Source organism: Anaeromyxobacter soli, from assembly GCF_022808855.1.
Taxonomy (GTDB): Bacteria; Myxococcota; Myxococcia; order Myxococcales; family Anaeromyxobacteraceae; genus Anaeromyxobacter; species Anaeromyxobacter soli.
In genome coordinates this window covers 42,229-66,059 of sequence record NZ_JAKZLF010000013.1, presented here as the reverse complement: position 1 = coordinate 66,059, position 23,831 = coordinate 42,229, and the positions used below count along the sequence as shown (strand labels likewise).

Here is a 23,831-nt window from a genome sequence, read left to right as displayed (position 1 = left end):
GGCCCGCGCCGCGTGCTCACCATGCGCGGTGAGCCGTCAGCCGCCGCCGTCCGTCCTGCGTTCGATTCGAGCTCACGTTCCGCGCGCATGCCGTCCTCCTGGGGTGCGCGCCGTTCGTAGCGCGGCCCGGACGGCGCCGTCTTGTGGAAATGCGACACGCCGCCCCGGCGATCCGCGCGCTACGGCCTCACGCGGTGCACGACCCGCGTGTCCCCGCGCGCGAGCGTCCGGCTGCGAGCGGCGTCGTCGTCGGCGGGGAGCCGACCCGTCAGCGCCTTGAAGTCATGGACGAGGTGCGGCTGGTCCGCGTAGCCGCACGCATGGGCGAGGTCGGCCAGGTTCCCGTACCCGCCGGCGTGGAGCGCGCCCAGCACGTGGCGGAGGCGGACGAGCCGCGCCACCCGCTTCGGCGTCATTCCGAAGGCGTCCAGGAACAGCCGCTCCAGGCTGCGGACGTGGAGGCCGACGGCGGCGGCGAGCGCGTCCACCCTGACCCGTCCGCCCCGGGCCTCGAGGAGGAGCGCGGCCTGGCGGCACCGCTCGTCTTCCACGAGCGGTCGCGCCGCCCGCCGCACGAGCGCCTCGAGCGCGCGCTGCCGCGAGGCGAGGTCCGGAAGCGCGCCGAGCCGTTCGGCGATCACCTCGAGCGGCTCGCCCGCGAGCCGGTCGAGCTCGACGCAGCCGTCGGTGAGCTCCGAGGAGCGGACGTCGGCGAGGCGGGGAGCCTGACCGGCGCGGAAGCGGATCCCGAGGTACTCCGCGCCTGCGGCGCGCTCGATCGTGGCCCGCTCGGTCGCGGGCCCGAGCAGCACCAGCCGGGACCCGGTCTCGGACCGCCGCAAGACGAGGTGCACGCCGGCGTCGGGGAAGAACTCGTGGCGCGTCGTGCCGGGGCCGGCGCCCACGGCGGACCAGCAGAGATCGATCCGTCCGGCGAGGTCCGGGGCAGGCGGCGTGAACACGGCCGCGGGGGCCGTCGCGCCGGCAGCCGCGCCCAGGCCCGGCGCACCCGCTTCGCGTCCGGCCGGCGCGGCTCGATCGTGGGCTGATCTCGCGTTGCGCACGTCGCGTTCACCCCGGAGCGGCGCCGGCGCCGATCGGTCGGTGCTCGACCACCTGCCGGCTCTCGCTCAGGACGCTGCGGCTAATGAGGCGCCTGGGAATCGAACCCAGAACCACCGGCTTAAAAGGCCGATGCTCTGCCAGTTGAGCTAGCGCCTCGAGGCTCCGCACTTCTTAGCTAATCACGCCGGGCGATGCATCGCCCTCCTTCACGTCCGTGCCGAAGATCGACAGGAGGAGCCCGCGGTCGCGCCGGAACCCGGCCATGATCCGGTGACTCGCCCCCGTGTGTCGCGTCGCTTGATACCACGTGGCCGGCGAGGAACGCTGCACGAGTTGAGCGCCGCCGGAGGAGCTCGTGGAGCAGCGGGACCGGACGAGGCTCGCGGCCGGCGGGTGCGCCCCGTGGACGTCGCTTGCCCGAGTCGCGAGTCGATGAGCGCGCTCTTCACTGCGGCGGTCATCGGCGTCACGTGACTGGCGCCCCCGCGCAGCCTGCCCCCGCCTGACCGGGATGCGCCCGGCGTGGCGTCCGCTCTCTGAGACCGTGGACGACTCTGGAGAACGCTACTCGCACCGTCACGGAGCCGCGTCGCGCGCCACGAATTGCGAGCGCGATGTGTGCACGCAGATGGGCGCCTTCCGCATCGCTTGCGCACCCCTGGTGGGTGGCGCACGTCCCGGATCGCTTGCTGGCGTGGTGAGGCGCGCATGTTGCTACACCCCCGCGTTCAACCCCGAGCCACGCGAGCGTCGACATGCGGATCGGAATCCTTGCCTTTGCGAGCGCAGGCCTGCTCGCCGTCACCGCCTGCGGAGGGTCGTCGACGACGAACCCGAGCAACAGCTCGACGACAGCCGACAGGACGCAGATAGCGGATTACCAGGACCTGACGGCGCGCGTGCAGTCGGCGGCGCTTTCCTATCGCGCGACGATGGGCGCTTCCACGATGACGGTCACGGGTTGCCCGGCGGCGCACGACGCCTACGACGCGCAGGTGCGTCCGTGGATCTCGCAGATGGTCCAGCTGAGCGGCGCGATGGACGGCTTCATCGGTGCGCACGACGGCGTCGCGTACGTGGACATGAGCTGCGTCGCGAGCGCGATGCTCGCCGAGCTCGACGCGCACGGCCGCGTCGCGTGCACCTTCGCGAGCCTGACCGACGACCAGGCGGAGGCCTTCCGTCACGCGGACGTCATGGCCTCGTACTCCGCGCACGTCTACGCGCGGTGCGGACAGATGATGAGCGGTCTCGACGGCTACGGCTACGGCTGGGGACCGATGGCGAACGGATGCGGCGGTGGCCCGGGCGTCGTCCCCGGCCCGAGCGGCGATCCCGTCGCTCTCGGCGAGCGCATCTTCGACTGGGGGATCGGCGCTGACGGACAGCCGATCGTCCGCAGCGGCGGCTTCGGGATGATGATGATGACCAGGAGCGGCTGCGCAGGCTGTCACGGGTCCGATGGGCATGGCCTCCGCACCATGATGTTCACGACGCCGAACATCACGTACCCGAACCTCACGGACCCGTCCGGCCTGCGCGAGCCCGACGGCACTCGAGGCCCCACGTATACGGACGAGCTCATCCGCCGCGCGGTCGTCGAGGGCGTCGGCGCCGACGGCGAGACGCTCGACCCCCGCATGCCGCGCTGGCAGCTGAGCGGGCAGGATTGGGACGATCTGCTCCTGTTCCTGAAGACGCTGCGGTGAGGTCCTCCGCGGCCGCTTGACCGAGCGGAGCCGATTTCGTAGTTTCGAAGTCGTGGAAGTGACTTCCGCCCGACCCCGCCGTGCCCGTCCCCCGCGCCTCGACGCGTCGGGTGAGTGCGCGGTGGTGTGCGTGGACGCGCGCAGGGTCGCCGCGGTTCGCGCCGCGGCCCCGGACGACGCGGCCATCTTGCAGGTCGCCGAGCGGTTCTCGGCGCTCTCCGATCCCACCCGGGTCCGCATCCTGCACGCGCTCTGCCGCGCCGAGCTGTGCGTCTGCGATCTCTCGAAGGTCGCGGGGCGCTCGATGCCCGCCACCTCGCAGCAGCTGCAGCTCCTCCGCAGGCTCGGCCTCGTGAAGTTCCGAATGGACGGCAAGCTCGCGTACTACAGCCTCGCCGACGCGTGGGTCCGGGAAGCGCTCGAGACCGCGCTCGAAGGGACGCGGTGAGCATGCGCCTCCTGCGTGTGCTCGTCCTCGTCGCCGTCGGCGTGTTCACGTCGGGCGTCCCCCAGGTCCTCACGGCCGCGCTGGACGACGACTGCGCAGCGGCGTGCGACGGCGCGCTGGACGGCAAGCACTGTCCGCCGAACTGCGCCCAGGGCATCTGCGCGAACGTGCATGCATCCCTCGCCGTGGTCGGCGCGCCGTGCCCCGGCCCGGCAGCAGCGACGATCGTGCGCAGCGTCGTCGTCGCGCAGGCGTCGCCTCGGCTCCCGGTGGTGACGGCCGGCGTGTTTCACCCGCCGAGAGCCTGACGCGCTCCCATCACGGGAGCAGTGTGCCCGCTCGAGCGGGTTTCCCCGTCCTTCGTCCAAAGTCCACGACGCGCCCGCGCGATAGCGCGGTCCGCTCGCCGCGCCCACTGCGCGGAAGGAGAAGAGTCCATGCGCACGATCGTCCTCGCGCTCGGCTTGGTCACCCTGTTCACCTCCGCCGTCCCGGGCCGTGCCGCCGAGCCGGCCGCGCGCGCGGCGGACTCCACCGCGGCCAGGTGCGAGCACGGCGTGAAGAAGACGCTCTGCACGCGGTGCAACCCGAAGCTCGTCCCCGTGTTCAAGGCGAAGGGCGACTGGTGCGGGGAGCACGGCGTGCCCGAGAGCCAGTGCGCCCGGTGCAACCCGAAGCTCGCGAAGGAGGGCGTGAAGTGACCCGGGTCGCCCTGACGGTAGCGCTCGCCGCGGTCGTCGCGGGGGCAGGTTGCACGCGCACGGCGCCGGGCGCGGAGGGACCGCACGGCGGCACCTCGGAGAAGGCGGCGCACGCCGCGAGCGCCGAGGCGCCGAGGCTCTGCGAGCACGGCGTCCCCGCGGACCTGTGCACGAGGTGCAACCCGGACCTCATCCCGGCGTTCAAGGAGATGGGCGACTGGTGCAACGAGCACGGCGTCCCCGAGTCGCAGTGCGTGAAGTGCAACCCAGGGCTCACGTTCGCGGCCGCGAAGACGACGGCGAAGGCCGCGCCGGGCCCCTTGCCCTGGTGCAAGGAGCACGCGGTCCCCGAGGAGATGTGCACGAAGTGCCGGCCGCAGCTCATCGCGAAGTTCATCCAGGCCGGCGACTACTGCCGCGAGCACGGGTATCCCGAGTCCGTGTGCCCGTACTGTCACCCCGAGAAGGTGAAGGCCGCCGGGCACGAGCTCCCCTCGTTTCCGGAGCCGGGGACGAAGATCCGCCTCGCCTCCGCAGAGCTGGAGCGGGAAGCCGGGATCGTGACCACGCGCGTCGTGGAGCGTCCGTTCGCGCCGAGGATCGAGGCGGTCGGCCAGCTCGAGTTCGACCAGAACAAGCTCGCGCGGCTGTCCGCGCGCGGCGAGGCGACCGTCGTCGAGGTGAAGGTCGACGTGGGCGAGGACGTCCGCCGAGGCCAGCCGCTCGTCGTGCTCGCTTCCGGCGCCGTCGGCGGGGCGCAGTCGAGGCTCGCCGCGGCCGAGGCGCGCGCTCAGTCGGCGCGGGCAGCGCTCGCCCGTGAGGAGTCGCTCGTGGGCGACGGGATCAGCTCGCGACGCGACGTGGAGCAGGCGCGCACGGAGCTCGCCGCGGCCGAGGCCGAGCGTGACGCGGCTCGAGCCGAGCTGCGCGCCGCAGGCGCGGGCGCAGCGGGGAGCGGCGGCCGGTACGCGCTCGTCGCCCCGTTCGATGGGACCGTGGTCGCGCGGGCCGCCGTCGCGGGACGGGCGGTCTCGCCGGAGGACTCCCTCGTCGAGATCGCGGACGTCCGCACGCTCTGGGCCGTGCTCGAGGTCCCCGAGGAGCACGCGGGAGCGCTCCGCGCAGGCCAGAAGGTGACGGTTCGCGTCGACGGGTCCGGTGAGGTCCGCGAGGCGCGCGTCGCGCGCGTGCCCGCGTCGGTCGACCCGCGGACGCGAACGGTCCGCGTCCGCGTGGACCTGCCGAACCAGGACCGAGCGCTCCGGGCAGGCGCGTTCGTGCACGGCACCATCGAGGTGGCCGCGCCGCGGGGCGCCCTCCTCGTCCCGCGCGACGCGATCCAGCGGGCGCAGGAGCACGATCTCGTGTTCGTGCGGACCGCGCCGGGCCAGTACGACCCCGTCGCGGTCCGGCTCGGCGCGCGGGTCGGCGGTGACGTGGAGGTCGTCGGCGGCCTCGCGCCCGGCTCGGAGGTCGTCACGACCGGCGCGTTCGTCCTCAAGACCGAGATCCTGAAGGACTCCATCGGCGCTGGCTGCGCCGACGACTAGGAGCGACCGTGCTCACGCGAATCATCGAGTGGTCCCTCGGGCACCGCCGGGCCGTCGTCGGCGCCTGGATCGCGATCGTCGTCGCCGGGGTGCTCTCGTTCCGCGCGCTCCCCATGGACGCCTTCCCGGACACGACGCCCGTGCAGGTGCAGGTGAACACGGTCGCGCCCGCCCTGGCGCCGCTCGAGGTCGAGCGGCAGCTCACGATCCCCGTAGAGCAGGTGCTCGCGGGGCTGCCGAAGGTCGAGGACCTCCGCTCCATCTCGAAGTTCGGGCTCTCGCAGATCACCGTCCAGTTCGAGGACGGCACGGACCTGTGGTTCGCCCGGCAGCAGGTCTCGGAGCGACTCTCCCGGCTCGAGCTCCCCGCGGGCATCGAACGGCCGGCGCTCGGGCCGGTCGCGACCGGTCTCGGCGAGGTCTTCCACTATCTCGTGAAGGGGAAGGGCAGGTCGCTCGAGGAGATCCGGACCGCGCACGACTGGATCGTGGCGCCCCAGCTCCGGAGCGTCCCCGGGGTGGCCGAGGTGAACGCCTGGGGCGGCAACGAGAAGCAGTGGCACGTCGTCGTCGATCCGCGCCGCCTCCAGAAGTTCGACCTGTCGCTCGGCGACGTCTACGAGGCGCTCGAGAAGAACAACGCGAACGTCGGCGGCGGCGTCCTCGATCGCGGCGGGACGAGCCGCCTCGTGCTGGGCGTCGGCGCGCTCACGGACGGGCGCGACGTCGAAGGCGTGGTCGTCGCCGCGCACGACGGCGTGCCCGTGCGGATCCGCGACGTCGCCCGCGTCGAGGTCGGGCACGAGATCCGCCGCGCGGCCGTCACGGCGGACGGCGAGGGCGAGGCCGTGCTCGGGCTCGGCTTCATGCTCGTCCACGAGAACAGCCACGAGGTCACGAAGGCGCTCGCGGCGCGCCTCGCGGACCTCCAGAAGAGCCTCCCTGCCGGAATCACGGCCGAGCCGGTCTACGAGCGCACCGAGCTCGTGGACCTCGTGCTGCGGACGGTCCGGAACAACCTGCTCGAGGGGGCGCTCCTCGTCGTGGCGGTGCTGTTCGCGTTCCTCGGGAACCTCCGCGCAGGGCTGATCGTGGCGAGCGCCATCCCGCTCTCCCTGCTCTTCGCGTTCACGGGGATGCTGCGGTTCGGCGTCGCCGGGACGCTCATGTCTCTCGGCGCGATCGACTTCGGGCTGGTCGTGGACAGCTCCGTGATCCTGGTCGAGAACGCCGAGCGGCGCCTGGGAATGGAGGGCGGGCGGCGCACGGTCAGCGAGGTCGTGCGCGACGCGGCCGTCGAGGTGCGCAAGCCGACGCTCTTCGGTGAGCTCATCATCGCGCTCGTGTACCTGCCGATCCTCACGCTCGAGGGCGTCGAGGGGAAGCTGTTCCGGCCGATGGCGCTCACCGTCGTGCTCGCGCTGCTCGGCTCCGTCCTCCTGTCGATGACGCTCGCGCCGGTGCTCGCGTCGCTGGCGCTTCGCAGGGGTGCCCACCCGGAGCCGAGGTGGGTGGGATGGCTGAAGCGGACGTACGCGCCGATCCTCGCGTGGACGATGGCGCACTCACGGTGGGTACTCGGCGGCGCCGCGGCGGTCGTCGCGCTGGCGGCGATCGGCGCGCTCCGGCTCGGGAGCGAGTTCGTGCCGCGCCTGTCGGAGGGGACGATCGTCGTGAACGTCGCGCGCCTCGCCGAGGTCTCGCTCGACGAGTCCGTCCGCATGGGCGAGCGGATCGAGCAGGTGATCCTGGCGAAGTTCCCGGACGAGGCGGAGCGCGTCTGGACACGCACCGGCACGCCGGAGGTCGCGACGGATCCGATGGGCGTCGAGCTGTCCGACGTGTTCGTGGCGCTCCGCCCGCGGGAGCGCTGGAAGCGCGCGCACACGCAAGCCGAGCTCGTCGAGGCGATGCGAAAGGAGCTCGAGGGCCTCCCGGGCGAGCGGCTCGCCTTCACGCAGCCCATCGAGATGCGGCTCAACGAGATGGTCGCCGGCATCCGCAGCGACCTGGGCGTGAAGCTGTTCGGCGACGATCTCGACCTCCTTCGCGCGAAGGCACGCGAGGTCGAGACGGTGCTGAGGGGCATCCCCGGGGCCGCGGACGTGACGGTGGAGCAGGTGACCGGGCAGCCCGTGCTCCAGGTCACCGTGGACCGCGACGCCATCGCCCGGTACGGGATCACCGCCCGCAGCGTGCTCGACGCCACGGAGGCGGTCGGGATCCGCCACGTGGGAGAGATCCGCGAGGGGGACCGCCGCTTCGCGCTCGGCGTCCGCCTCCCGGAGGAGTTCCGGGATCCCGAGGCGCTGGGGGCCGTGCAGGTGCCGGGCCCCGCCGGCGAGCGGATCCCGCTCTCGCGGCTCACGCACGTCGAGGAGCACTCGGGCCCGACGACCATCCAGCGGGAGTGGGGCAAGCGGCGCGTGGTGGTCCAGGCGAACGTGCACGGCCGCGATCTCGGGTCCTTCGTGGCGGCGGCCCGGCAGGCGATCGGCGAGCGGGTGGAGCTGCCCGACGGCTACTTCGTGCGCTTCGGCGGGCAGTTCACGAACCTGGAGCGCGCCCGCACGCGGCTCCTCGTCGTGGTGCCGATCGCGCTCGCGCTGGTGTTCCTCTTGATCCACGCCTCGAGCGGGCGCCTGCTCGACACGCTCCGCATCTTCAGCGGCGTACCCTTCGCCCTCGTCGGAGGCATCCTGGCGCTGACCGCGCGCGGGCTGCCGTTCTCGATCTCGGCGGCGGTCGGGTTCGTGGCGCTGTTCGGCGTCGCGGTGCTGAATGGGCTCGTGCTCGTCTCGCGTGTCCGGCAGCTGCTCGACCGGGGCGTCGCGCTCCTCGAGGCGGTACGCGAGGCGGCGATCTCCCGGCTTCGGCCGGTGCTCATGACCGCGTCGGTGGCATCGCTCGGGTTCATCCCCATGGCGCTCGCGACGGGACCGGGCGCCGAGGTCCAGCGACCGCTCGCGACGGTCGTGATAGGCGGCGTCCTGTCGTCCACCGCGCTCACGCTGCTCGTGATGCCCGTCCTGTTCACCGCGCTGCGGGCGAAGGGCGACGCGGAGCGCGGTGAGCGAGAGGAGGACCTGGACCCGGAGCGCGAGCCCGAACGATCCGGGCTTTCGGCGGCACGGGAGGAGCGGGCGTGAACGCGAAGAACATCGCCGCCGCGGCGGCCGTCTGCCTGGCGTCGGCGGCAGGGGCGGAACCCCTCACGAGCGAGCGCGCGGTCGCGATCGCGCTGGAGCGGAACCCGGAGCTCGCCGGGCTCGCCGCGGAGGCCCGGGCGGCCCGCGCGCGGCTCGCCGACGCGGAGCTCCCGCTTCGAGCCAACCCGGAGATCTCGGCGGCCGCCGGCCCACGGAGCCGGGGCGACCGGCGCACGACCGACGTCGAGGTCGCAGTCTCGCAGCGCGTCGAGCTCTTCGGTCAGCGCGGCGCGCGGATCGACGTGACGTCGGCGGAGCGGGACGTGTCCGAGGCGCGCCTCGCGGCGCGACGCGTCGGGCTCGCGTCCGAGGTCCGCGCCTCGTTCGCACGCGTGCTCGCGGCCGAGCGGCTGATCGCGCTCGCACGTGAGGACCTCACGGTCGCCCGTGACGCCGTGCACGCGGTCGAGCGGCGTTTCGAGCTCGGCGCGACGACGCAGCTCGAGGTGAACGCGGCGCGCGTGGAGGGAGCACGCGCGGCGCGAGCGGTCGCGGTAGCGTCTCGGCGACAAGCGTCCGCGCTGTCCGAGCTGCGGACGCTGCTCGGCAGCGAGCCGGGCGCGCCGCTCGAGCTCGCCGGCGCGCTGCCGCGGGCGATCCGCGCCGCCCCCCTCGACACCGAGGGCCTCGTGAACCGGGCGCTGTCCGCCCGGACGGATCTCGTCGCGGCGCGGCGCGAGCTCGCCGCGGCCGAGAGCGAGGTGCGGCTCGCGCGACGCGAGTCGCTTCCCGCTCCGGCGATCGGCGGAAGGTACTCCCGCGAGGAGGGGGCCGACGTGGTCCTCGGGACGCTCACGTTCGAGCTGCCGGTCTTCAACCGTAACCAGGGCGGGCGAGGCCTCGCCTCGGCCCGCGTGGCGCGGGCCGAGGCCGAGGTCGCAGCGGCGGAGCGGCGCGTCCGTGAGGAGGTGCGGCTGGCCGTCTCGCGGCTCGAGACCGCCGCGGAGGCCGCTCAGGCGTTCGAGGGCGAGGCCCTCGCCGGCGCCGCGGCGAACGTCACGCTCGCGACGAAGGCTTACGACGCCGGAAAGATCGGGGTCGCCGAGCTGCTGCTCATCCGGCGTGGCGCCGTCGAGGCGAGGCGGGAGCACGTGGAGGCGCTCGCGGAGCTCGCGGAGGCCGAGGCAGAGCTCGCCCGGGCGATGGGATCCGAGGCGCCCTTCGGGGGTGCGGGATGAGGACGCCGTCCCGCGGTTGCGCGGAGGGTCGCGGCCTCGCCCAGCGCGCGGAGGTCAGGGCTTGCGCTTCGTGCCGGCGGCCACGGCCATGCGAGCACGGGCTGCCGCGGGAGCGGCAGGGGCGGGTCTAGCGGGGACTCGCGTCACGGGCGCGGCGCGCGGCGCGCAGGCGCGCTCGTCCGCCTCCACCCGCGCGAACCACTGGGCGGCGGTCGCCTTCACGCGGGCCCAGCGGATGTCCTCGGCGCTCGCCATCGGGATCTCGGCAGGCGCGGAGGCCCGGGCGGGCGCGTCGATCACCCGCGCCCCTGCGCGCCGCCGGAACACCTCGCCGTAGAGCGAGGAGTGCGTCCGCGCGCAGAACGGGCACTGGAAGTAGCGGATCTGGCTGGCCGGAGCCGACCAGCTCGTCATCACGACCTTGCAGTGAGTGCACTCGACCGCGGCATCCATCGATTTCCCGGGATATCGCCGGGGGATCCCAGGGTCAAGAATTCGGGCCGGATCCGTAGGGGGCGCCCGCGCGGTCGAGCGACTCGTGCGGTCCACACCCCGGCGCGCCGGGCGCGCGCTTCTCCGCTAGAACAGGGGCATGCGGACGCTCGTGAACCTCGACGGCTCCCTCGTCGCCCCCGCGGAGGCGAGGGTCTCGGTGTTCGACCGCGGCTTCCTGTACGGCGACAGCGTCTACGAGGTGATCCGGACCTACGGCGGCCGCCCGTTCGAGCGCGAGGCCCACCTCGCCCGGCTCGCGCACTCCGCGGCCCGCATCGGGCTCTCGCCGCGCTGGGACGCGCAACGGACGGCCGCGGAGATCGATCGCACCCTCGCCGCCGCGCGCGGAGCGGACGCGCCGGAGCCGGACGCGGCGCCGTGGAACGCGGGCGAGCGGTACGTCCGCGTGGTGATGACGCGCGGGGCAGGGGAGATCGGGCTCGATCCGGCGCTCGCCGTCGATCCGCTCGCCATCGTGATCGTGCAGCCGCTCGTCGGACCGCCGGCGCGGGCCTACGCGGACGGGATCCCGGCGGCGGTCGTGGGAGTTCGGCGCGCCTCCCCGCAGGCGGTGGACCCCTCCGCGAAGACGGGCGCCCATTTGACGCACGTGCTCGCCGTCCGGGAGGCACGCGCGGCCGGCGCGCAGGAGGCGCTGCTGCTCGACGACGCGGGGTTCGTGACGGAGGGCTCGTCCTCCAACGTCTTCGCGGTGGCCGGGGGCCGGCTGCTCACCCCGCCCATCGCGTCCGGGATCCTCGAGGGCGTGACGCGGGCGGTGGTGCTCCGGCTCGCGCGAGCCGAGGGCGTCCCCGTCGAGGAGGTGCCGCTCCGACCGGAAGACCTGGAGCGCGCGGACGAGCTCTTCATCACCTCCACCGTCCGGGAGATCCTCCCCGTCACACGGCTCGGGGACAGCCCCGTCGGCGCCGGGCGCCCCGGGCCGCTCACCCATCACCTGCACCAGGCCTTCAGGCGACTCGCGGGCGGTCCTGTAGGACTGAGGGTGCGCAGGTAGGCGGCGAAATCGCCCTGGCGGCGGCAGGGCGCGAGCGTACACTCGCGCGCGCATGCCACGGATCGCAGTCTGCGCAGTCCTCCTCGCGCTCACCGCGGTCGCCCGCGCCGACTCCCACGACGACGCCGCCCGCGCGCTCCGCGAGGACGGCTCGGTGAAGGTCCGCGCTCAGGCGGCGATCGTGCTCGGCCAGCGCGGCGAAGCGGAGGCCGTCCCGCTGCTCGCCGCGGCGCTCGCGTCCGACGCCGCGCCCGCGGTCCGCATCGCCGCGGCCGGCGCGCTGGGCAGGGTCGGGGGCGGAGGGGCACGCCGGGCGCTCGAGGCGGCGCGCCGCTCGGACGCGGATCCGGCCGTGCGGGCCGCGGTCGTCCGCGCCCTCGACGTGCTCGGCCTCGCGTTCTCGATCGACGAGCCCGGCGGGAGCGCCGGCGGGGCCGCGGCCCGGGACGCGCTCCGCGCAGCGATCGCGCGGCACCTCGCGGCGCACGGCTGGGAGGTCCTCGAACGCGGCGGGATGGTGCTGAAGCCGACGGTGCTGCGGGTCGACGTGGACTCGGACGCCGTGCGGACGATCGTCGCCGTCAAGGCGGCGCTCGTCGCCGTCGACGGCGATGGGCGCATGGCGGCGATGCTCGAGAGCGGCGCGCGCCTCTCCGCGGCGGGGGCGATCCCCGAGGCGAAGATCGCCTCCTACGCCGCCCGGGCCCTCGACGCCGCCGCCCGGGCGCTGTGCGAGGATCTCGCGGCGCGGCTCGGGGGGAGGTAAACCGAAGGGATGGAATCCGCGTCCGGCCGGCAGAGTCCCGTCCCGCCGCCCTCACCTGGCGCGGCGCCAGCGCCGGCCGCGCCCGAGCCTTTGGCTCCTCCCGCAGAGCCCCCGCGCCGGCGGTTCCGCAACTATCTCCTCGACGGCGCGCTGCAGCTCCGGCTCGCGAGCTACCTCCTCGCCGTGGCGGTCGCGCTCTCGGCCGGCCTGGGCTGGCTCCTCTGGACGGCGTATCGCGAGACGAGCCGGGTCGTGGCCCTCGGCGATCCGCTCGCCGGCGAGTCCCTCGCGCAGGCGCTCGCGGCGGAGGACCGAGGACGCATCGGCCTCGTGGCCGTCGTGCTCGCCGCCGTGCTGCCGTGCCTCCTCGCGGCTGCGGTGGTGGTGACGCACCGGATCGCCGGCCCCGCGCTCGTCCTGAGCCGCGCCTGTCGCGACGTCGCCGCAGGCCGGCTCGCGCCGGTCCGGCCCCTGCGCGCTCGCGACCTGCTCGTCGATCTCGCGGTGGACGTCGGCGCGATGGTGGACGCCATCCGCGAGCGCGAGGCTCGAGAGCGCGAGGAGCTCGCGCGGGCCGCTGCGCTCCTCCGCGATCCCGGCGCTGCCCCGGAGGCGCGGGCCGCCGCCGCCGCGTCGCTGGAGGCGCTGGCGGCCGAGAAGGACGCGCGGCTCGCGTCGTGAGGAGCCGCGGAGCCCTGGGGTTCGCCGTCGCCGCGCTGCTCGCGTGCGCGATCGGGCGGAACGAGGTGGGAGGCACGGGGAGGGTGGAGCACGCCCCGAGCTCGACCTCGCCGTCGCCGTCGCCGTCGATCTCCACCCCCGCCCCGGCCCTGACCTCGACCCCTACCTCGACCCCGACCCCCACCCCGACCTCGACCTCGACCCCGACCCCGACCCCGACCGCCATCCCGCCTCCGGCGCCCGCTCCCCTCGCTCCCCCTCCCGCGGCCGATCTCGCCGATCCCCTCGAGCTCCTCTGGGCCCACCGCCTCGCGTTCACGCGAGACGGCGAGCCGCTCGTCACGATCCGGCTGATGGAGGGGCAGCGCGAGATCGCGTTCCGCGCCCGCGCCCCCGGGCGGATCACGCTGCGAGGGGGGACCGTCGTCGAGGTCCCTGCCGGTGCCCGGCTCACGGTCCGCGCGCGCGAGGCGGCGCCCGCGATCGTCGTTCACCACGCCCTGCTCGCGGAGGCGCCGCTCGCGGCGCGTGCCGCGCTGGACGAGGCGCGGCGCACCTGGGCGGCGCGAGGTGTGCCGGTGCGCTCCCGCGTGACCGGCACGGTGTACGGCGTCGGCGGCCGGGTGGTGGACGCGCGCCGCGAGCTCCTCGTCGCCGAGGGAGACGGCTCGCTCGAGGCGGCGCGGGCGACCGGCGCGTCGCTGCGCGAGCGGTTCGGGGAGCAGCCGGCGCTGAGCGCAGAGGTGGTCGCCCGGCCGCGCGGGACGCTCGAGCTCCGCGGCGAGGGCGGCGCGCCGCTCGGCGAGGCGGACGCGGCGCTGTGGCTGGACGTCGCGGGAGACGCCGGGTTCCTCGTCGAGGGCGTCGAGCACGATCGCGGTCCTCGCGGCCGGGCGCGCGAGGACAGGGCCTACGGAGGCCGACTGTTCGTCACGCTGGACGCGCACGGGGGGATCGCCGCCATCCACGGGGTCCCGCTCGAGGAGCTCCTGCGCGGGCTCGTCCCCAGCGAGATGCCGGCGTCCTCGCCGCTCGAGGCCCTCAAGGCCCAGGCGGTCACCGCCCGCTCGAACGTCCTCGCGCAGCTCGGCGCGCGCCACTCGGCCGACCCGTTCATGCTGTGCGCCGAGGTTCACTGTCAGGCGTACCGCGGCGACGGCGCGCGGACCTCGCGCACGGACGAGGCGGTGCGCACCACGCGCGGGGAGACGCTCTTCGGCGCGGCGGACCAGGCGCTCGTCGACGCCGTGTACTCCGCGACCTGCGGCGGCCACGGGGAGCACAACGAGCTCGTCTGGGGCGGCGCCGCGAGCGCGAGCCTGCGTGGACGGCCTGATCTTCCCGCGGCCCAGGCGGCGAGATGGAAGGAAGGGCTCGCCGACGAGGCGAGGCTCCGCGCGTTCCTCGCCGAGCCCGGAGACGCGTGGTGCCGCCGGCCCTCCACGCCGGGCATGACGCGTTTCCGATGGGAGCGCCGCCTCTCGGCCGCGGAGCTCGACGCGGCGGCCGCGCAGCTCGGGGTCGGTCATGTGCGCGCCATCGCGGTCGGCGCGCGCGGCGTGTCGGGTCGCGCCCGCCGCCTCGCCGTCGAGGGCGAGCGTGGGCGCGTCGAGATCGCCGGTGAGCTCCGCATCCGGCGGCTCCTCGGCGAGCTGCCCTCCGCGATGTTCGTGGTGGAGCCCACCAGCGACGGCGTCGTCCTGCGCGGCGGGGGGTGGGGCCACGGCGCGGGGATGTGCCAGTGGGGCGCGGTGGGGCGTGCGCAGGCCGGCCAGGGGTACCGCGAGATCCTGGGCAGCTACTACTCGGGCGCGGAGCTCGCCCGCCTCTATTGAAGAGCGCCGCGAGGGGTTCCCGCCCGGGAGCGCGCGTCGCCCCTTCCACCGATCACCAGCTGGAGCGCGCGCCGAGATCGTAGACGCGCGAGTAGCCGAGCTCTGCGAGCGCGCGAGCGACCGCGGCGCTCTTCCTCCCCGTCTCGCAGTACACGATCACCGGGAGACCGGGCGGGCCGAGCTCCGCGAGCCGCGCGCCGGGGCTCGGAGCGGCGTCAGGGCCGGCGATCCGCGTCGCCGAGGGTGAGCGTGCGCTTCCTGCGGCGCGGTCGAAGCGCGGCGGCGGCCACGAACGCCGCGCCGAGCGCGAGGACGCCGACGAGCGCCTCGACGAGCGCGACGCGATCGAGGAGCGTCGCCTCGCCGCCCTGCAGCGCGCGCGCGCCGCGGGCGGAGTCGTACGCCTTCCACAGCATGAACGCGCCTCCCGTCGCGAGCAGGACCGCCCGGAGGAGGAGACGGGAACGGGACATCCGCACGGCCCCGGTATGTCATGGAACGCCTCCACGCGAAAGCGAAGCGAAGCGCTCGCTCGGCCGTCAGCCGCCGCGTTAGGGCCGGTGCCGGGAACACCTGGTCGTTCCATTTTCACACCGGCGGCAAGCACCTCCCCGCCGGCGGAACGACGATGGACAAAGACTGCACCGTACTGGTCATCGAGGACGACGACGACGCCCGCGAGGCGCTCTGCGAGTTCCTCGCGACCGCGGGATATCGCGTGCGCCCCCTTCGCAACGGCGTCGAGGCGCTGGCGGCGATCGCGAACTCCAGCCCCCACGCCGTGCTGCTCGATCTGGTGATCCCCGAGCCCGACGGGTTCGAGGTCCTCCGGCGCATCCGCGAGCGCGACCCGCGCGTCCCGGTGATCGTCATGTCGGCGCTGGCGCAGGCGGAGGACGTCGTCCGTGCGATGAAGCTCGGCGCGAACGACTACCTCCCGAAGCCCTTCGAGGTCTCCGAGCTGAACCTCGTGCTGCGCCGCGCCCTCGACGGACCCGGACGGCGTCCCCCCGACGTCGCCGAGGCGCGCGTCGCAGCGGTCGTGGCCGAGTCGGGCGACGGCGACCTCTTGCCCACCACCCCGCTCTCCGGCCCGATGGAGCGCGTCTGGTCGCTGGTGAACCGGATCGCCGACACGGACGTGCCGGTGCTGCTCATCGGCGAGAGCGGCGTCGGCAAGGACGTGATCGCTCGGCGGATCCACGCGACCAGCCACCGCGCGGGCCGCCCCTTCGTGAAGATCAACTGCGCGGCCCTTCCGGGAGAGCTCCTCGAGAGCGAGCTCTTCGGACACGAGAAGGGGGCGTTCACGGGAGCGCACGCGGAGAAGCCCGGCAAGTTCGAGCTGGCTCACCGGGGGACGATCTTCCTCGACGAGATCGGCGAGATGGATCCGCGGCTGCAGGCGAAGCTGCTGCAGGTCCTCCAGGACGAGGAGTTCTACCGGGTGGGCGGCAAGCGCCCGGTGCGCGTGGACGCCCGCGTCGTGGTCGCGACGAACCGCAACCTCGAGGCGGCCATCCGGCAGGGCACGTTCCGGGAGGATCTCTTCTACCGGCTGAACGTCGTCACGATCCGGGTCCCGCCCCTCCGCGAGCGGCGCGAGGAGATCGGTCCCCTCGTGCGGCACTTCGTCGACAAGTACCGGCAGCGCTACCGGGGCGGGCTCGAGGAGATCCCGGCCGAGGTGATGGAGCGCTTCCACGCCTACGACTGGCCCGGGAACGTCCGGGAGCTCGAGAACCTCGTGCGACGGCTCGTCGTCCTGCGCGATCCCGCGATGGTCCTGGGTGAGCTCGGCGGCTCGCCGCCGGCGCTCGTCGCCGCGGGGGCCCATCCGCCGGCAGCGCCCGGGGTCAACGGCGTCCACCGCCCGGGCGAGGGCCCGGCGCTCCCGGAGGACGCGCCGCTCAAGGACGTGGCCCGGCGGGCCGCGCGCATCGCGGAGCGCGAGGCGATCCTCCGCGCGCTCATGCGGACCGGCTGGAACAAGCGGAAGGCCGCGAAGCGCCTGCAGGTCAGCTACAAGGCGCTGCTCTACAAGATCAAGGACTGCGGGATCGTCGACCCGCGAGACGCGGCGACGATCGAGTGAGAAAGCAGCGCGGCGCGGCCCCGCGAGGAGCCGCGCCGCGCCCTGGTCCCCCCCCGGAGATCCGATGCGCCCCTCCCGCCGGAAAGCTCAGGCCGCAGCCTGCTTGGGGGCGAGCTCGCCGCGCGAGCGGCGCTCGCGGAAGCCGGTGCGCGCGCTCACGTACAGGAACGCGATCCCGAGCGCGAGCAGCACGATCGGCTCGACCCATGCCGATTCCGGAAACAGTCCAACGACCGAAGTGCCGACCCCGAACAGGCCCAGCGTCCACGCCGCCGCCCTCAGCATGCCTTCCCGCCCTCCATACCGGCGCCGACTGCCGGTCCATCCTGCCGCGTCCAGGGAGAACGTCATCCCGCCTCGTCGCCGCGGCAACGCAGGCACGTCCGTTCCCACGCGAGGGAAAAAAGTTCCTCAGCGTCGCACCGGAACCCGCTCTCGGCGGCAGCCGCTCGCTCGCGCGTCGCGTTCGTGGCCGCACGCCGGATCGCGTGGACGACGTGCGCTGGAGGAGCGGCGACGCGTGGCGTGGAGTTCGCTCGGGGTGAACGACGCGTCGTGGCACGAGGTGTGCTCGATGCGAGGGAGTCGTTTCGGGACGGGGAGTCCCGGGAGGAATTGGATGGCGTTCTCGAAGAGGGCAGTGGTGGCCGGCATTCTCCTCGCCGCGACGGGGTGCGCTTCGTCGGGGGCCTCGCAGCGGCCGGATCCCCGGCCCGAAGTGGGCGAGTACCGCATCGGGCGCGAGGACGTGCTCGAGGTCGTCGTCTGGCACGAGCCAGAGCTGACGCGGGTCGTGCCCGTCCGGCCGGACGGCAAGATCTCGCTTCCGCTCGCGGGGGAGATGGACGCGGCAGGCAAGACGCCGGGGGAGCTGCAGCAGGGCCTCACGAAGGCGCTCGGCCCGTACATCAAGGACGCGGCCGTGGCCGTGCTGGTCCGGGAGATCAACGGACCGCGGGTGTACGTGCTCGGCGAGGTGACGCGCCCTGGCGGGTTCCCGCTGCGCGGTCCCATGTCGGTGGTGCAGGCGATCGCGCTCGCCGGCGGGCGCACCGAGTTCGCCCGCGGCGAGGTGAGCTGGCTCCGCCAGGGAGCGAACGGGAAGACCGATCGAGTGAAGCTCTCGTTCGACGAGCTGGTGAAGGGGGAGGCGGAGGGTGCGCTCTGGCTCAGGGGCGGCGACGTCCTCTACGTGCCGTAGCGGGACGGTGCCGACCATGAGAGGGCCGAGGAAGAGGTGGGCGATGGGAGCGCCGGGGCGCTTCGGGAGGGCGGCGCTCTGCGCCGTGTCTCTCTGCGCTGCGGCGCGGGCGGCGGCGAGCACGGTCGTGGATCCCATCGCCCGCCTCACCCTCGAGGGCGGCTACGACTCGAACGTGCTCTACGACGGCTCGGGCAGCGACCGCGTCGGCCGGGTGTCCCCGGACGTGGGGCTCCGCTTCCGCGATCACACCTGGGAGCTCCGCACGCTCTACGGCGTGGACTTCCTCACGTACGAGCGCATGCAGCCCGGAGGGAGCTGGAACCACCGCGGGTCGCTCGTGCTCGACGCGCGAACCACGCGGCGCCTCACGCTCCACGCGGACTTCCGGGGCGCGTACGCGTTCGACCCGGTGGGGCTCGCGCAGATGGGCGTCTTCCGCACGGGGCGCGACTCCGCGCTCATCCTCCACGGCCGGGGCAGGGCCGAGTACCGCGCCTCCGAGCGCGTGGACGTGGCCGCCCTGCTCACGGAGGACACGGTCCGCTTCGACGACCGCACGGGCGGCGCGATGCACCAGCCCGGCGTGGAGGCGCTGTACCGGTACGGCCGGCGCCTCTCGTTCGGGGCCGGCTACCTGGCCTCGCTGTTCCAGGGCTTCGAGCGGGACGCCACCGACTGGGCCTTCGCGCACGCGCTCAGGGCGCGCGCGCGGTACGAGCTCAGCCGGCAGCTGACCGTGAACGGCTCGGCGGGGCCCGCCCTGTGGCTGAAGAGCGGCAACGCGGTCGTCGTCCCCGAGGGCAGCGTCGAGCTCGTCGGCGTCTCCCGCGACTGGGAGGGGCGTGCGCAGCTCGCCCACGGGCTGGGCCTCGGCAACACCGCGAGCCCTGGCCTCGTCGACTCGGTCGAGCTCGGGCTCGCGCGCAGGTTCGCGCGGCGCTTCGAGCTCCGCGGTGACGGCGGCATCTGGCGCTCCGGCCGGGCCCCGAGCGGCGGGGACGCGGTGACCGGCTACGTGACCTACGGCGAGGCGGCACTCCTCGTCGGGGGAGGGGTGCGCTTGGCGCTGGCAGCGACACATTTCGCGCGGCTCGACGATTCGTCGGCCGCGCTGCGGCGAACGACGTTCGGACTCCGGCTCGGCTGGACCCTGCCGGAACGGTGACGAAGAGGAAGGACGAATGGAACGGACCTACACCCTGCAGGATCTCCTCGCGGCGCTGCGGCGTCGCCGGCTCCTCGCGCTGGTCGTCGCAGGCGCGGTGCTCGTCGTCGGGGTTGCGCTCGCGCTCGGCGTCCCCTCGGAGTACTCCGCCCAATCGGTGGTCCAGATCGAGCCGCGGCGGCTGGGGCTCGACTTCTTCCCGGCCCAGAACGGCACGCCGTTCGAGGATCGGATGCGGACCATCAAGCACGGCATCCTGGCCCGCCCGGTGCTCGAGCGGGTGATCAAGGAGACCGACTTCTTCCCCGATCTCCGCGACGACATGGACGAGGCGCTCCGCAAGATGCGGCGGAACGTGGAGGTCCGGCTCGAGGGCGAGGTCCCCGCCGGCGCGCCCGCGCTGCTCTTCGTGGTCGAGGTGCGCGGCAGGGATCCGGAGAAGGTCGCCCGGGCCGCTGAGCTCCTGCCGAAGTACTACGGCGAGCTCACGCGTCAGGTCCTCGAGGCCCAGGCGCGCAGCCTCCGCGAGACCCTCGATCGCCAGGTCGACGACATGGGCAAGGAGCTCTCGACGCAGGAGAAGAAGCTCCTCGCCTTCAAGGTGGACCACACCGCCGAGCTGCCCGAGCTGCTCGAGGACAACGCCCGCGCGGTCGGGCGCGCGCAGAGCCAGATCGAGATGCGGCTCGGCGCGATCGCCGACGCGCAGCGGCGCCGCGGCGACGTGCTCTCGTCCATCCCGGAGGGCCCGAGCGGTCCGGGTCTCGCCGAGGCCGGCCTGGACGCCGCGCTGCGGCGCCTCAACGCGGCCGAGGCGGCCTACGGGCCGGATCACCCCGACGTGAAGCGCGCTCGGCGCGAGTTCCAGGAGGCGCTCTCCCAGCGCGACGGCGCGTTCGAGAAGTTCCAGAAGGAGCGCGTGCAGGCTCACCTCGCGCGCATCGACGACGAGGTGCGCGCGCACGAGGAGCAGATCGCCTCCCTCCGCAAGGAGATGACCACCTACCAGAAGCGGATCGAGGCGGCGCCGCGCTGGGGCCAGGCGCTCGCGAACCTGTCCCGGGAGTACGAGGTGATGCGCGCCAAGTACGCCTCGACGCTCTCGCGGCGCGCCGACTCGGCGGCCGCCGAGCAGCTCCTCGCGGCGGACCAGCCGACCATGTTCCGGATGGTGGAGACGCCGGTCACGCCCCGGCTGCCGGCCGCCCCCGACCGGCCCAAGCTCCTGTGGATCGCGGTGCTCGCCGCGATCGCGATGGGGCTCGGGGCGGCGGGGATCGCCGAGTGGCTCGATGCATCGATGCGTGGACCCGAGGACGCGGCGACGCTGGGCATCCCCGTGCTCGCGGCGATCCCTCGCATCGGGCGGGCTTCCTGACTTGCGCGTAATCGATCGGAGGAATGGACCGATGATCCCTGCCGACACCCTTCAGGCCACCCACCCCGCCGCCGCGCCCGAGAAGAAGCTCGTGGCCCTGGCCGCGCCGGACTCGCCCGCGGCGGACCAGTACCGCGTGCTCTACCAGCGGCTCGCCCGCCTCGCGGCGCGCCGCGCCATGCGCGTCGTCGCCGTGACGAGCGCGAGCCGCGGCGAGGGCCGCACCACCACCGCAGCCAACCTGGCGCTCACCGCCGCGCAGGAAGGGCGCGCAGTGGTCCTCGTCGACGCGGATCTCCGCCGGCCGTCGGTGGCGAGCCTGTTCGGGCTCGCGCCGCGCGCAGGGGTCGCCGAGGTGCTCGACGGCACCGCCGAGCTGTCCCAGGCCATCGTGCGCGTCGGCATGCTGTCGGTGCTGTGCGCGGGCGAGGTGCGTGACCCGGTGGCGGCGATCCGCCACCCGCGCACCGCGGCGCTCGTGGAGCAGCTGCGGGCGGCGTACGACCTCGTCGTCCTCGACGCGCCCCCGGCGCTCGCCTTCGCGGACGGCGAGCGGCTCGCGGGGGCGGCCGACGCGGCCGTGCTCGTCGTGCGCGCCGGGGCGACGCCGCGCCAGGTCGTGCGGCTCGCGCTCGAGTCGCTCGGCGACCGGGCCGCGGGCGTGGTGCTGAACGACGTCGACCCGGAGTCCGTGGCGCACGGGCGCTGGCTGTACGGCGGACCCGGGGAGGCGGCGCCGGCCATCGCCGGCCGCCGCGCGGGGTAAGGACCGGCGCCCTCCCGCGCCGCCAGCGGCGGCGCGGAGGGGGCGTGGGAGGGGGGTGGCCACGACGCACGGTCGTGGCCGGAGACGGTGGCTCGGGTCCTGGCCCGTGCGCGGGAGTGCGCGCCGGGCACGGCGGTCGGGGTTGGACGGGGAGGGGACTTGGTCCGGGTCTTCAACCATTGGTTCTCGCCGCGCAAGGCGGCGTACTTCTTCGCCGAGGAGACGGTCCTCGTGCTGGCGCTGCTCGCGGGCGCGTCCCTCGGGCCGGTCGCCGCCCAGGCGACGAGCTCCGTGGGAGGGCCGCCGATGTACCCGGCGGTGCTCCGCGCCGCGCTCGCCTCCGTGTTCTTCGCGGGCGCGCTCTATCTCGGCGACCTCTACGACCTCCACGCGGCGGTGCGCGATCGCGCGGACGGGCGGCGCCTCCTGCGGGCGATCGGCGTGGCCGCGATCGCCATCGCCCTCGCCGACATCGCGCTCGACCTCTTCCTGCCCGGGTGGATGCTGCACCGCTCGCTCGTGCTCGCCGCCGCGGGCGGCGCCTTCGGCGTCATCGCCGCCCGCGTCCTCATGCCGGCCGTCGTCGGCTCGCCGACCCGGGTTGTCTTCCTCGGGACCGGCGCGCGGGCCCGCGACCTCGCGCGCGCGATGGAGCGCGAGGCGGACGGGCTCTACCGGGCGGTCGGCTTCGTGAGGCCCCAGCGGTCGCTCGCCCCGGCCGCGGTCCCGGCGGACGCGATCCTGGAGGGCTCGCTCGGCGAGGTCGCGCGCCGGGAGCGCGTCCAGATCGTGGTGGTCGCCATGGAGGACCGGCGGGAGGGCCTGCCCATCGACGACCTCCTGACGCTCCGCACGCGCGGTCGCCGGGTGGTGGACGACGTGGGCTTCGCCGAGGCGACGCTGCAGCGCATCCCGCTGTCGCTCGTGCGTCCCAGCTCGCTCATCTTCGACGACGGCTTCCGCGTCTCGCGCGGCACGCGCACCGCCAAGCGGGCGCTCGACCTCGCCGTGTCGCTCGTGATGCTCGCCGGGGCGGCGCCGATCATGGTCGCCACCGCGATCGCGATCTGGCTCTCCGACGGCCGCCCGATCTTCTACTCGCAGGAGCGCACCGGACGCAGCGGCACGCCGTACCGCGTGTGGAAGTTCCGCACCATGCGCCGCGACGCCGAGCAGCACGGCGCGGTGTGGGCGACCGAGCAGGATCCCCGCGTGCTGCCGCTGGGCCGCTTCCTGCGGCGCGCGCGGCTCGACGAGCTACCGCAGCTCTGGAACGTGCTCCGCGGCGACATGAGCCTCGTCGGCCCGCGCCCGGAGCGGCCGGTGTTCCTCTCCGAGCTGAAGGTGCGCTACCCGCTCTTCACGCTGCGCGAGCTCGTGAAGCCGGGCCTCACCGGGTGGGCGCAGCTCAAGTACGGGTACGGCTCCACGATGGAGGAACAGGCCCGCAAGCTCGAGTACGACCTTTACTACATCAAGAACGCCTCGCTGTTCCTCGACCTCGTCTGCCTCCTCGCCACCGCGAAGGTGGTGCTCCTCGGGAAGGGGGCGAAGTGATGGTGCTCGAGGAGCTCGTCCCCCGGCCGGTGCGCGCACCCGACGCGCGATCCGTGCACGTCGTGGCGGTGGGCGGCGGGACCGGGCTGCCCCGGGTCCTCGAGGGGCTCGCCGCCGGCGACGGAGAGCCGGACGAGGAGCCCGCGGTGGAGCTGACCGCCGTGGTCACGACCGCGGACGACGGGGGGAGCTCCGGCGAGCTCAGGCGGCGCTACGGCGTGCCCGCGCCGGGCGACGTCCGCAACTGCCTCGTGGCGCTCGCGGCGGGAGCGCCGCTCGCGTCGGTGTTCCAGCACCGCTTCGAGGGGGGCGGCGAGCTCGCCGGTCACACCATCGGCAACCTCGTCCTCACCGCGCTCGCGCAGCGGCTCGGCGACTTCGGCCAGGCGGTGGAGGCCGCGGCCGGGATGCTGGGCGTCCGCGGTCGGGTGGTCCCCGCCACGGCGACGCCGGTCGAGCTCGTCGCGGAGCTGGACGATGGCCGGATCGTGCGCGGCGAGACCGCCATCGCGGCGGCGCGCGGCCGCGTGGCGGAGCTGCGGCTCGCCGGCGCGGCCCAGGCCTCGAGCCAGGCGATCGAGGCGATCCTCGGCGCGGACCTGGTGGTGCTGGGGCCGGGCAGCCTCTACTCCAGCGTGCTCGCCGGGCTCCTCGTGCCGGGCATCCCGGAGGCGCTGCGGACGACGGGCGCGACGCGCGTCCTGGTCGTGAACCTCTTCACGGAGGCCGGCGAGACCGACGGCTTCGACGCCGCCGATCACGTCCGCGCCGTGCAGCGCCACCTCGGGGACGTGGTGGACGTGGCGCTCGCGCAGCGGCCCCCGCTGCCCGAGGACGTGGTGGCGGCCTACGCCGGGGAGGGTGCGGTCCCGGTGCGGGTCGAACGTGCGGCGATCGACGCCGCGGGCGCGGTCCCGGTCGTGACCGACTTGCTCGCCGAGGGAGAGCGCGGGCGCCACGACCCCCGGAAGCTCGCGCGCGCGCTGCTCGCGATCGCGCGGGTCCGCTGAG

Annotated in this window: 22 protein-coding genes and 1 tRNA gene; 18 read left to right on the top strand and 5 right to left on the bottom strand. The window is 74.4% G+C overall.

Going from position 1 to position 23,831, the window contains the following annotated elements; genetic code table 11:
- Positions 1-179: 179 nt before the first annotated feature.
- Positions 180-962, bottom strand: a complete 783-nt coding sequence (locus MLV88_RS11460; RefSeq protein WP_242353590.1) for a helix-turn-helix domain-containing protein — start codon at positions 960-962, stop codon at positions 180-182.
- Positions 963-1,148: 186 nt separating this feature from the next.
- Positions 1,149-1,221: transfer RNA gene (locus MLV88_RS11455), tRNA-Lys, on the bottom strand.
- A 599-nt stretch (positions 1,222-1,820) separates the two neighbouring features.
- Between MLV88_RS11455 and MLV88_RS11450 the strand changes: the two genes are divergently transcribed.
- From MLV88_RS11450 to MLV88_RS11420, 7 genes are all read left to right on the top strand, one after another.
- A complete protein-coding gene (locus tag MLV88_RS11450) occupies positions 1,821-2,774 on the top strand; it encodes a c-type cytochrome (protein WP_243337538.1) in 954 nt (317 codons plus the stop codon).
- Between the two features lie 130 nt (positions 2,775-2,904).
- Positions 2,905-3,222, top strand: coding sequence for an ArsR/SmtB family transcription factor (locus MLV88_RS11445; protein ID WP_242353604.1), 318 nt, complete (start codon positions 2,905-2,907; stop codon positions 3,220-3,222).
- Positions 3,223-3,224: 2 nt separating this feature from the next.
- Positions 3,225-3,530 (top strand): hypothetical protein, encoded by a 306-nt coding sequence (locus MLV88_RS11440; RefSeq protein WP_242353606.1) that lies wholly within the window; start codon positions 3,225-3,227, stop codon positions 3,528-3,530.
- A 129-nt stretch (positions 3,531-3,659) separates the two neighbouring features.
- A complete protein-coding gene (locus MLV88_RS11435; protein WP_243337536.1) occupies positions 3,660-3,923 on the top strand; it encodes a hypothetical protein in 264 nt (87 codons plus the stop codon).
- On the top strand, positions 3,920-5,473 hold the full coding sequence (locus tag MLV88_RS11430; protein ID WP_243337534.1) for an efflux RND transporter periplasmic adaptor subunit: 1,554 nt from the start codon (positions 3,920-3,922) through the stop codon (positions 5,471-5,473). The genes MLV88_RS11435 and MLV88_RS11430 overlap by 4 nt, the downstream gene beginning before the upstream one ends.
- Before the next feature lie 8 nt (positions 5,474-5,481).
- A complete protein-coding gene (locus MLV88_RS11425) occupies positions 5,482-8,622 on the top strand; it encodes an efflux RND transporter permease subunit (protein WP_242360289.1) in 3,141 nt (1,046 codons plus the stop codon).
- Positions 8,619-9,860 (top strand): TolC family protein, encoded by a 1,242-nt coding sequence (locus MLV88_RS11420; protein ID WP_242353630.1) that lies wholly within the window; start codon positions 8,619-8,621, stop codon positions 9,858-9,860. Before MLV88_RS11425 ends, MLV88_RS11420 begins: the two co-directional genes overlap by 4 nt.
- A 54-nt stretch (positions 9,861-9,914) precedes the next feature.
- Here the strand turns inward: MLV88_RS11420 and MLV88_RS11415 are convergent, their stop codons facing one another.
- Complete coding sequence (locus MLV88_RS11415; protein WP_242335791.1) at positions 9,915-10,313, bottom strand: hypothetical protein; 399 nt, start codon at positions 10,311-10,313, stop codon at positions 9,915-9,917.
- 139 nt (positions 10,314-10,452) lie between these two features.
- Between MLV88_RS11415 and MLV88_RS11410 the strand changes: the two genes are divergently transcribed.
- The 4 genes from MLV88_RS11410 to MLV88_RS11395 all read left to right on the top strand — a co-directional run bounded on the left by MLV88_RS11410 (position 10,453) and on the right by MLV88_RS11395 (position 14,655).
- Positions 10,453-11,373, top strand: coding sequence for an aminotransferase class IV (locus MLV88_RS11410; protein ID WP_242353641.1), 921 nt, complete (start codon positions 10,453-10,455; stop codon positions 11,371-11,373).
- Between the two features lie 52 nt (positions 11,374-11,425).
- Complete coding sequence (locus MLV88_RS11405) at positions 11,426-12,139, top strand: HEAT repeat domain-containing protein (RefSeq protein ID WP_242353643.1); 714 nt, start codon at positions 11,426-11,428, stop codon at positions 12,137-12,139.
- Between the two features lie 90 nt (positions 12,140-12,229).
- Entirely contained in the window at positions 12,230-12,820 is a 591-nt protein-coding gene (locus tag MLV88_RS11400; protein WP_242335800.1) for a hypothetical protein, read from the top strand.
- Complete coding sequence (locus MLV88_RS11395) at positions 12,817-14,655, top strand: SpoIID/LytB domain-containing protein (RefSeq protein ID WP_242360290.1); 1,839 nt, start codon at positions 12,817-12,819, stop codon at positions 14,653-14,655. Before MLV88_RS11400 ends, MLV88_RS11395 begins: the two co-directional genes overlap by 4 nt.
- Positions 14,656-14,870: 215 nt before the next feature.
- Here MLV88_RS11395 and MLV88_RS11390 read toward each other — a convergent pair whose 3' ends face one another.
- Entirely contained in the window at positions 14,871-15,128 is a 258-nt protein-coding gene (locus MLV88_RS11390; protein ID WP_242360291.1) for a hypothetical protein, read from the bottom strand.
- A gap of 155 nt (positions 15,129-15,283) precedes the next feature.
- On the opposite strand from MLV88_RS11390, the gene MLV88_RS11385 reads away from it, so the two are divergent.
- Positions 15,284-16,750 carry a sigma-54-dependent transcriptional regulator gene (locus MLV88_RS11385; protein WP_242335811.1) on the top strand — a complete coding sequence of 489 codons (1,467 nt, stop codon included), beginning with the start codon at positions 15,284-15,286 and terminating at the stop codon, positions 16,748-16,750.
- Between the two features lie 87 nt (positions 16,751-16,837).
- Here MLV88_RS11385 and MLV88_RS11380 read toward each other — a convergent pair whose 3' ends face one another.
- Entirely contained in the window at positions 16,838-17,101 is a 264-nt protein-coding gene (locus MLV88_RS11380) for a hypothetical protein (protein ID WP_242335814.1), read from the bottom strand.
- Between the two features lie 268 nt (positions 17,102-17,369).
- On the opposite strand from MLV88_RS11380, the gene MLV88_RS11375 reads away from it, so the two are divergent.
- From MLV88_RS11375 to MLV88_RS11350, 6 genes are all read left to right on the top strand, one after another.
- Complete coding sequence (locus MLV88_RS11375; RefSeq protein ID WP_242335817.1) at positions 17,370-17,951, top strand: polysaccharide biosynthesis/export family protein; 582 nt, start codon at positions 17,370-17,372, stop codon at positions 17,949-17,951.
- A 43-nt stretch (positions 17,952-17,994) separates the two neighbouring features.
- A complete protein-coding gene (locus MLV88_RS11370; RefSeq protein WP_242360292.1) occupies positions 17,995-19,119 on the top strand; it encodes a hypothetical protein in 1,125 nt (374 codons plus the stop codon).
- Positions 19,120-19,135: 16 nt separating this feature from the next.
- Entirely contained in the window at positions 19,136-20,497 is a 1,362-nt protein-coding gene (locus tag MLV88_RS11365; RefSeq protein ID WP_242360293.1) for a lipopolysaccharide biosynthesis protein, read from the top strand.
- Positions 20,498-20,528: 31 nt separating this feature from the next.
- The gene (locus tag MLV88_RS11360) at positions 20,529-21,263 is read left to right on the top strand and encodes a CpsD/CapB family tyrosine-protein kinase (RefSeq protein WP_242335826.1); all 735 of its coding nucleotides are present in this window, start codon (positions 20,529-20,531) and stop codon (positions 21,261-21,263) included.
- 159 nt (positions 21,264-21,422) lie between these two features.
- Positions 21,423-22,820, top strand: coding sequence for an exopolysaccharide biosynthesis polyprenyl glycosylphosphotransferase (locus MLV88_RS11355; RefSeq protein ID WP_242335829.1), 1,398 nt, complete (start codon positions 21,423-21,425; stop codon positions 22,818-22,820).
- Positions 22,820-23,830 carry a gluconeogenesis factor YvcK family protein gene (locus tag MLV88_RS11350; RefSeq protein ID WP_242353656.1) on the top strand — a complete coding sequence of 337 codons (1,011 nt, stop codon included), beginning with the start codon at positions 22,820-22,822 and terminating at the stop codon, positions 23,828-23,830. Before MLV88_RS11355 ends, MLV88_RS11350 begins: the two co-directional genes overlap by 1 nt.
- Position 23,831 lies beyond the last annotated feature (1 nt).